Genomic DNA, 1237 nt, shown 5'->3' with positions numbered 1-1237 from the left:
TTGCAAAGCGCAGTGCCTCATCATCTGCCACCGCTATGTTCCCTGATGTCTGATAGCCCACGTGCACTTCATGTCCCTGCTCTTGCAAGCGCTTGAAGGTGCCGCCCATGCTTATGATATCATCATCCGGGTGCGGACTGAAAATAAGAACGCGCTTGCTCGCTGGCTCGGCCCGTTCCGGACGTTTGCTGTCATCAGCATTTGGTTTGCCGCCTGGCCAACCTGTAATGGTGTTCTGTAGTTTATTGAATATCTTGATGTTGATATCGTAAGCTGGACCAGAATCTGCCAGCAGATCACTCATTCCATTTTCAATATAATCCGCATCCGTGAGCATTAAGATTGGTTTTTTTAAATCAATGGCCAATCCCAAGACCGCTTTTCTGATCAGTTTATCTGTCCAAACTACTTTCTCGACCAACCAAGGCGTATTGATCCTGGTCAGTTTTGAGGAGGCCGCTCGGTCCAATACAAAGGTGGCGTTGTTGTGCTCTTGCAAAAAGGACGCCGGTACCTGGTTGGTGACAGGGCCTTCGACCGATGCTTGTATGATATTGGATTTTCTTTCCCCCCAGGCCAATAATATGACCCGTTTGGCCTCCATGATCTTTTTAACCCCTAACGTAATGGCCGTTCTTGGCGTATTGTTCAGTCCCGAGAAATCATGGCTAGCGGCCACTCTTGTGATGTGGTCAAGGGCAACCAACCGGGTTTTGGAGTTTTGTAGCGACCCTGACTCGTTGAAGCCTATGTGCCCGTTGCCCCCAATGCCAAGGATCTGCAAATCAATTCCTCCCAGGGCCTCTATCTTGGCTTCATAGGCATTGCAGTAATCGGCTATTTCCTCTTTTGATAGGGTGCCATCGGGTATGTGATGGTTCTCTGGCAGGATATCAACATGGTTGAACAACAGTTCCTTCATGAACCTGACATAGCTGTTCACAGAATCCGGTTCCATCGGGTAGTACTCGTCCAAATTGAAGGACACCACGTTCTTAAAGCTCAGGCCTTCCTCCTTGTGAAGACGGACCAGTTCGGCATAGAGGCCCTTAGGGGACGACCCTGTTGCCAACCCCAGTATACAGGGCTGCTTTTGGGCCTGCTTGACCCTGATCAGGTCCGCTATTTCCTTGGCCACTGCCTTTGAGGCCAAAACTGAATTCTCAAAAACCACGGTCCCTATGTTCTCAAATCGCTTTTCAAATCCCGTGGCCTTGTCTATGTTACTTTTCAACAT

General features: G+C 49.2%; 1 protein-coding gene. It reads right to left on the bottom strand.

The genetic code is table 11. The annotated features are described in order from the left end of the window. On the bottom strand, positions 1-1237 hold a 1237-nt coding region (nagB, locus tag IEW94_RS16770), incomplete at both ends, for a glucosamine-6-phosphate deaminase (RefSeq protein ID WP_188655241.1).

It is taken from the genome of Yeosuana aromativorans (genome assembly GCF_014646655.1).
Lineage (GTDB): Bacteria > Bacteroidota > Bacteroidia > Flavobacteriales > Flavobacteriaceae > Yeosuana > Yeosuana aromativorans.
The sequence above is the reverse complement of the archived record's forward strand: the minus strand, read 5'-3'. Positions and strand labels throughout refer to the sequence as shown.